This is a genomic window from Halomonas sp. BC04, assembly GCF_000568385.1.
In genome coordinates this window covers 1-7,518 of sequence record NZ_AZQX01000203.1, presented here as the reverse complement: position 1 = coordinate 7,518, position 7,518 = coordinate 1, and the positions used below count along the sequence as shown (strand labels likewise).

8 protein-coding genes and 1 pseudogene are annotated in these 7,518 nt (G+C 65.3%); 6 read left to right on the top strand and 3 right to left on the bottom strand.

All coding sequences use genetic code 11. The features are described from left to right. Both Q427_RS14245 and Q427_RS14240 read right to left on the bottom strand, forming a co-directional pair. Window positions 1-823 (bottom strand): annotated as a pseudogene (locus Q427_RS14245) (3-oxoadipyl-CoA thiolase); the annotation flags it as partial. Window positions 824-846: 23 nt separating this feature from the next. Further along, window positions 847-2,391, bottom strand: a complete 1,545-nt coding sequence (locus Q427_RS14240; RefSeq protein ID WP_051496388.1) for a 3-hydroxyacyl-CoA dehydrogenase — start codon at window positions 2,389-2,391, stop codon at window positions 847-849. A 181-nt stretch (window positions 2,392-2,572) separates the two neighbouring features. On the opposite strand from Q427_RS14240, the gene Q427_RS14235 reads away from it, so the two are divergent. The 4 genes from Q427_RS14235 to Q427_RS34135 are packed head-to-tail and all read left to right on the top strand — an operon-like array spanning window position 2,573 to window position 6,460. Then, on the top strand, window positions 2,573-3,724 hold the full coding sequence (locus tag Q427_RS14235) for an acyl-CoA dehydrogenase family protein (RefSeq protein WP_043515026.1): 1,152 nt from the start codon (window positions 2,573-2,575) through the stop codon (window positions 3,722-3,724). Further along, window positions 3,724-5,346, top strand: coding sequence for a class I adenylate-forming enzyme family protein (locus tag Q427_RS14230; RefSeq protein WP_043515024.1), 1,623 nt, complete (start codon window positions 3,724-3,726; stop codon window positions 5,344-5,346). The genes Q427_RS14235 and Q427_RS14230 overlap by 1 nt, the downstream gene beginning before the upstream one ends. After that, a complete protein-coding gene (locus tag Q427_RS14225; RefSeq protein WP_043515022.1) occupies window positions 5,343-5,777 on the top strand; it encodes a PaaI family thioesterase in 435 nt (144 codons plus the stop codon). The genes Q427_RS14230 and Q427_RS14225 overlap by 4 nt, the downstream gene beginning before the upstream one ends. Next, window positions 5,774-6,460 (top strand): hypothetical protein, encoded by a 687-nt coding sequence (locus Q427_RS34135; protein ID WP_231613702.1) that lies wholly within the window; start codon window positions 5,774-5,776, stop codon window positions 6,458-6,460. Before Q427_RS14225 ends, Q427_RS34135 begins: the two co-directional genes overlap by 4 nt. Here Q427_RS34135 and Q427_RS34130 read toward each other — a convergent pair. Further along, entirely contained in the window at window positions 6,453-6,707 is a 255-nt protein-coding gene (locus Q427_RS34130; protein WP_231613701.1) for a hypothetical protein, read from the bottom strand. The two genes, Q427_RS34135 and Q427_RS34130, sit on opposite strands and share 8 nt — an antisense overlap. On the opposite strand from Q427_RS34130, the gene Q427_RS34125 reads away from it, so the two are divergent. Next, a complete protein-coding gene (locus Q427_RS34125) occupies window positions 6,693-7,166 on the top strand; it encodes a hypothetical protein (RefSeq protein WP_231613700.1) in 474 nt (157 codons plus the stop codon). The two genes, Q427_RS34130 and Q427_RS34125, sit on opposite strands and share 15 nt — an antisense overlap. 146 nt (window positions 7,167-7,312) lie before the next feature. Beyond that, on the top strand, window positions 7,313-7,518 hold a 206-nt coding region (locus Q427_RS14215), incomplete at its 3' end, for an electron transfer flavoprotein subunit beta (protein WP_043515020.1).

Genomic DNA, 7,518 nt, shown 5'->3' with positions numbered 1-7,518 from the left:
GCTCCCACTCGCTCGCCGGCGGCCCGGCTACCAACGATGAGGGCGGCGGCGCCGTCGTTGAGCCCCGAGGCGTTGCCTGCGGTGACCACACCGCCCTCGAACAGCGGCCCCAGCTTTGCGAGTTTGTCGGCGTCGGTGCCCGGGCGCGGGTGCTCGTCCTTGTCGACCAGCAGCGGGGGGAGCTTGCGACCCTGAGGCACCTCGATGGCGAGCAACTCGTCATCGTAGAAGCCGCGCTCGAGAGCCCCGGCGTAGCGTGCCTGGGAACGGGCGGCAAAGGCGTCGCTGGCGTCACGGCCAATGCCAAGATCACTGGCTACGTTGTCGGCGGTCTCGGGCATGCTGTGGCTGCCGAACTCCCGAGCAATCCAGGGATTGGGGAAGCGTGCGCCGATCACGGTGTCGTACATCGGCTGGTTTCGGGCAAAGGCCGACTCCGCCTTGCCCAGCACATAGGCGCTCGGGACATGGATTCCACGCCGCCGGCCAGGAACAACTCACCCTCGCCGAGACGCGTGGCACGGGCGGCGTCGACCAGGGCTGCCAGGCCACTGCCACAGAGTCGATTGACCGTCTGGGCCGCCACTTCCACGGGGAGACCGGCAACCAGCCCCGCGTGGCGGGCCACATTGCGGGAGTCTTCGCCGGCCTGGTTGGTGCAGCCTGCCAGCACCTCTTCGTAGGCCTCCGGGGCGAAGCCGTTGCGCGTCACCAGGGACTTGAGAACCTGTCCCAGCAGGTCGTCAGGGCGCACCTTGGCAAGGCCGCCGCCATGGCGGCCGAAGGGGGTGCGCAGCCCGTCATAGATATAGGCGTCATGCATGGGAGTCTTCTCCGGTCTTGGGCTCAAGGGGTGGTCAGAGACAGGCCGAGGACGGCGCGCCGGCGCAGCCACGGGCTGGCCCGATAGCGGGGGTCACCGGTGGCGGCGAGCAGGTTGTCGAGGATGGCGAGTATCCGGCGGCTGCCGTAATGGTCACCCATGGCCAGCGGTCCGCGGGGGTAGCCAAGCCCCAGTTCCACGGCACGGTCGATGGTATCGGGGGCCGCCACGCCCTGCTGGGCGATGTCGCTGCCGACGTTGACGATGCAGGCCACCACCCGCTGCAGGACGAAGCCGTTGCTGTCGTTGAACGCGCTCACCGGCGTACCGTCGTGGCCGAGCAGTGCCAGGGCGGCATCGCGGACATCGGGACGGGTTGCCGGGGTCGTCATCAGGCTGCGGCGACGCTCCAGTCCGGCCAGCAGGTCGACGGCCACGCAGCGTTCGGCTGGCAGGTCCAGGCGCAATGCAGCTGCCGTGGCGTCCTCGCCCAGTGGTGCGACCAGGCAGAGTGCCTCCGTCGACGGCGTGGTTCCCGCTTCGAGGGGCCATCCGGCGGCCTCCACGAGTCGTGACAGTGCTTGCCCGGCGTCGCGGTTGTCGTGGCTGATCCATACCGGACGGGGAGCCACGCGGGGCAGGGTCGGTTCTTCAGGGACCTGGGGCTTGCCGTCCACGTAGCGGTAGAAGCCCGCACCGCTCTTGCGCCCGAGCAGACCGGCAGCCAGCCGTTGGCGAGTCAGCGGCGAGGGGCGGAAGCGGGGCTCCTCGTAGTATTGGTGGTAGATCGATTCCATCACCGCATGGGACACATCGAGTCCGGTCAGGTCGAGCAGGGAGAACGGGCCCATGCGAAAGCCGCCCTGGTCGACCAGGATGCGGTCGATGGTGGCAGGGTCGGTGACGCTTTCACCGAGAATCTTCAGTGCCTCGGTACCGTAGGCGCGGCCGGCATGATTGACCAGGAATCCCGGCGTGTCGGTCGTGCGCGCGGTGAAGTGGCCCATGGCCCTGCCCAGGGCATCGACCCGTTCAGTGACGTCACCATCGGTACGCAGCCCCGGGATCACCTCGACGATCTTCATCAGTGGTACGGGGTTGAAGAAGTGAAAGCCGATCACGCGAGCCGGGTTGCGGCAGGCCGAGGCAATGGCGGTCACCGACAGCGATGAAGTGTTGGTGGCCAGTACCGCGCGCTCGCCAAGGATCGTCTCGAGTTCGGTGAACAGCGACTGCTTGGCTTCGAGTTTCTCGACAATGGCTTCGACGACGATGTCGCACTCGGCCAGTTCCGCCAGTGTCGTTGCCTCCTTGAGGCTGGCGCGATGGCGCTCGGCATCGGCTTCGCTCAAGCGCTGTTTCTGCACGGCGCGGTCCCACATTCCACCGATGAATTCGCGTGCCTCGGCAACGGCGCCTTCGCGCTGGTCGTGCAGGTAGACGGCCAGCCCGGCCTGGGCGGCAATCTGGGCAATGCCTCGGCCCATGGCGCCAGTACCCACGATGCCCAGGGTGCGGAATGGGGCGGGGGTGACATGGGGTGAAGACGATGAAGTGTCGGTCGACATGTGCGGTGTCCTCGTTGGGGTGTTGTAATTCCGCGAAGCGAAACCGTGTTCCGTTAATTGACTGCCATCCTAGGCTATGCAACAGTGCCTGACAACAATGTGGGCGTCCATTCTGCCATGCGAAACATGCAGTGACGTCACTCATCCCCAGGGGTAGCCCACCAACCGCCGAGGACACGCCATGATTCGCGATCCCGAACTGCTCGATCAACTCGTCGATACCGTCTCACGCTTCGTTCGTGAGCGCCTGATTCCCAACGAAGCGCGCCTTGCCGAGGAGGATGCCGTCCCGGCCGGGTTGCTGCAGGAGATGAAAGAGCTGGGACTGTTCGGTCTGTCGATCCCCGAGGAGTTCGGTGGACTCGGTCTGACCATGGAAGAGGAGGCGCTGGTCGCCATGGAGATTGGCAAGACCTCGCCAGCCTTCCGGTCGATCTTCGGCACCAACAACGGCATTGGCGCCCAGGGCATCCTCATCGACGGTACGCCTGAGCAGAAGAGGAAGTACGTGCCACGCCTGGCCACCGGGGAATTGCTGAGCTCCTTCTGCCTGACCGAGCCCGACTCCGGCTCCGATGCGGCCAGCCTCAGGACCACGGCGGTGCGTGATGGCGATGAGTATGTACTGAATGGCACCAAGCGCTACATCACCAATGGCCCCGAGGCGGACCTGTTCACGGTCATGGCGCGTACAGACCCCGACAACAAGGGAGCCGGTGGCATCACCGCCTTTATCGTGGAGGGCGACACTCCCGGGCTCAAGCGCGGTCCATCGGACAACAAGATGGGTCAGAAGGGTGCGCATACCTGCGACATCATCTTCGACGACTGCCGGGTGCCGGCCGAGAACATCATCGGCGGCAAGGAGGGACAGGGCTTCAAGACAGCCATGAGAGTGCTCGATCGCGGGCGACTGCATATTTCCGCGGTGTGTGTCGGCGTGGCGGAGCGCCTGGTGGAGGAGTCGCTGAATTATGCCGTCGAGCGCAAGCAGTTCGGGGTCCGGCTGGCCGATCATCAGCTGATCCAGGCGATGCTCGCCGACAGCAAGACAGAGGCGTATGCCGGGCGCAGCATGGTGCTCGACGCCGCCCGGCGCAAGGATGCCGGCGAGAAGGTCTCGACACTGGCCTCATGCTGCAAGCTGTTCTGCGCCGAGATGGTGGGGCGCGTCGCCGACCGCGCGGTGCAGGTGCATGGTGGTGCCGGCTACATGGCCGAATATGCGGTGGAACGGTTCTATCGAGACGTGCGGCTGTTTCGTATCTATGAGGGCACCACCCAGATACAGCAGGTGGTCATTGCCCGTGACATGGTGCGGGAGGTGTCCTGATGGCCCTCGCCAGTCAGCAGAAGGCTCTGTCGGTGACCCACCAGGCGCCGGACGAGCTAATTTTCGGTCGCCTGGCCAGTGAGCTGGTGGCCGAGTTGCCCGAACGGCTCAGTCACCGCGTGCTGGCCAATGCCGAACGCCTTGCCGAGCACCCGGCACTGGTGGATGGTCATGTGCGATGGAGCTACGCCGAGCTGGGTCATGAGGTCCGAGGCGCCGTCGAGTGGCTTGCCACCTTGGGCATTCGTCCGGGTGATCGCATCATGACCGTCGGCGAGAACTGTCGTGCCCTGGTGGTGCTGCTGCTGGCGGCCAGTGAGCTCGATGCCTGGGTAGCCATCGTCAACTCCCGTCTTTCGACCCAGGAGATCGACCAGATCCGCGACCACTGTGAGCCGCGCCGGGTGTTCTATACCAGTGAGGCCTCGCCGGAGGCAGAAGCCCACGGGCTACGTCATGGGGCGGCGCCCTACGTCCATCCTTCGCTCGGTCGGCTGCGCATTTCCGTGCCGATGGAGAGTGTGCCGGAGCCTGTCGAGAGCAGCGGCGCCGAGCAGGTTGCCGCGATGATCTACACCTCGGGGACCACCGGCACGCCCAAGGGTGTGATGCTGACCCACCGCGGCATCCTCTATATCGCCTCGATCTCCGGCGGCATGCGCCACTTGAGCCAGGGTCAGCGGGTCTACGGCGTGCTGCCGATGTCACATGTCTTCGGCCTGTCGTCGGTATGCATGGGGTCGCTCTACAACGGGGCCTGTCTCTATACCGTGCCACGCTTCGACGCAGCCGCCATGCTCGACGCATTGGATCGGGAGCGGATCACCGTGCTGCAGGGCGTGCCGGCGATGTACGCCCGCACCCTGGAGTATCTGCGTCGCCAGGCGAGCTCGCTCGTGGCACCCGCCCTTGGCTATATCTCCGCCGGTGGTTCACCGCTGGACAGCGATACCAAGCAGCGGGTTGAGGCGGTCTTCGGCCTGACACTGCACAACGGTTATGGCTTGACGGAAGCCAGTCCGACCATCAGCCAGACGCGGATCGACGACCGCTTCGACAGCAATACCGTCGGCGCCGTACTGCCACTGCTGGAGTACCGTCTGGAGCCCCTCGATGACAGCGGCGCGAATGAACAGGGCAGCGATGAAATTGGCGAACTCTGGGTGCGCGGCCCCAACGTGATGAAGGGCTACTTCCGACAGCCCGAGGCGACCCGGGCCTGCCTGAGCGAGGAGGGCTGGCTCAACACCGGTGATATCGCCCGCTTCGATGACGACCGGCAGCTCTATATCGTCGGACGCAGCAAGGAGCTGATCATCCGCTCCGGCTTCAATATCTATCCCCCGGACGTCGAGGCGGTGATCAACGAGCACCCCGATGTGACCCTCTCCGCAGTGGTGGGGCGGCAGGTGTACGGTAACGAGGAGGTGGTCGCCTTTATCCAGTGCGAGCCGGGCACCGCAGTAGACGAAGGTGAACTCAGGTCGTTCATCGCCGAACGCCTGGCGCCCTACAAGCGGCCCACACAGCTGGTGCTGATGGAAGCGCTACCCGCCACGGCCAGTGGCAAGATACTCAAGGGGCGCCTGCGCGACCTGGCTGGCGGGAAGGGTGCCGTATGAGCCAGTTCCGGGACCCCGCCACCCAGCCGCTGATGGGCTACCATGAGTTGCTCGGCATGCATGTCGTCGAGTGGGCCGAGGACCATGCGGTTGTCGAGCTCAATGTGGATGCCCAGCACCTCAACCGTAGCGGTATCGTACATGGCGGCGTGTTGACCTCGATGCTGGACAGCGCCCTGAGCCTTGCCGGCCTCTACTGCGACGTGCCAGGGCGAGTGCGGCGTGGCATGACCCTGTCGTTGACGACGACCTTCGTCTCTCCTGCTCGTGGGGGGGTACTGCGAGCGACTGGTCGCGTGCGGGGCGGCGGGCACAAGATCTTCATGGCCAGTGGCGAAGTGACCGATGGCTCAGGTGAATTATTGGCCATCGCCGAAGGCTCGTTCCGACGGCGTAGCGGGAGTGAGTCTCGGGAGGGCATGGCAGAGTGACATCGGCCCGGCAGCGTTCCTCACTGCTGGCGCTGGTCACTCTCGCGACCCTTGGCCACCTGATCACAGGCAGCCTGGCACTGCAGGGCGTGGGCATACTCGCCCTGGTGATCTATCTGGTGTCGCTGCAGGGGCAGCTGTCGCGCATGGCGCTGGGACTGCTGGCAGTCGCGGCGCTTTTCACCCTGCTGGCACTGTGGCATGTCGAATCCCCTGGAATGCTGCTCTTCGAGTCGGCGGGTCGTTTCGCCTTCTTTGCCACCTTTCTGGTGGCGCTCAGTCTGTTGCGCCTGCCGGCCTACCGATCAAGGCTGGTGCGCCGCTGCGGTGTGGCGATGCTGCTGCAGCCCCCGGGGCGTCGCTATCCAATCCTCTCGGCCGGTTCGGCGCTGTTCGGCATCATCCTCAACATCGGTGTGCTCAACCTGTTCGCCGGCATGATCGAGAAGAGTAATACCCTCGAGGCGGCCCAGGGCCGTGCCTGGGTGCAGAACGCACGCCAGCGACGCATGATGCTGGCGTTGCTGCGCGGCTTCTCGCTGGCGCCGCTGATCTCACCCATGGGCATCGGCGTCGCCGTGGTGCTGTCGAACCTGCCCGAGCTGCGCTGGCTCGACCTGGCGCCCTTCGTGCTCGGGGCGGCGCTGGTCATCTTCCTGGTGGCTGGGGCGTGGATCACCTGACCGGGCCGCACCCGGCCACCGACGCCGGCCAGCCGTTGTCATCGGTGCCTTCCCTGTTGCCGTTGGGCCGATTCTCCTTGCTGCTGATGGCGATCGTCTCGCTGGTGTTCACCCTTGCCTGGGCCCTGGAAGTCCGGTTGCCATCGCCGCGCTGCTGGGTGCACCGCTCGGCGCCATGGCCTGGCTCGCCTGGCAGCGGCGACGACTGGGCGGTGGCGGCATTCCCGCCGCCATGTCCAGCCTGCATCGGCAGTTGCCCTGGCTGCTGGCACCCAGTGCCAACGAGATCGTTGTGCTAGGCGCGGCAGGTTACCTGGGGCACCTCTGCGTGGCTTTGGTGGATGTCCAGAGCCTGTCCCCCCTGGTCGCGGTGTTGGGCCCTCTGGGCGCTGCCAATGCCGTGCTGGCGATGCTGATGGTCCTGTTGCTGGCGCAGGTCGGGGTCAACCCCATCGTCACCGTGACGTTGCTGGTCGGATTGCTGCCGTCGCTGCCCATCGAGGGGCTGTCACCGGCGCTGATCGGGGCATCGCTGATGGTGGGCTGGGCATTGGCGCTGATGTCCTCGCCGATGACCGCCTCGATGTTGATCCTGTCACGCTTCACCGGCGTGGCCTCGACCCGTATCGGCTATCGCTGGAATGCTCGCTTCCTGTTCGCCGCGATTCCCCTGCTGTCAGCCTGGTTCCTGCTAGCCCCCTGGTAACGCTTGGCCGCGCTTGACCTGGCCGGTCGGGTTTTATATTGTTCGATGACTATAATGGAATTAAATACCGCTATGCGAAATAACTTCGCTTCACCCTATGAACCATCAAGCTGGCATGCCAGCGACCTGCACCGGGAGAGCCATCCATGAAAGTACTCGTCGCGGTCAAACGCGTCATCGACTACAACGTGAAGATTCGCGTCAAGGCGGATCACAGCGACGTCGACCTCACCAACGTCAAGATGGCCATGAACCCCTTCTGCGAGATCGCCGTGGAAGAGGCGGTGCGGCTGAAGGAAAAGGGCGTGGCCAGCGAGGTCGTTGCCGTGACCATCGGTCCCAAGGCCGCCCA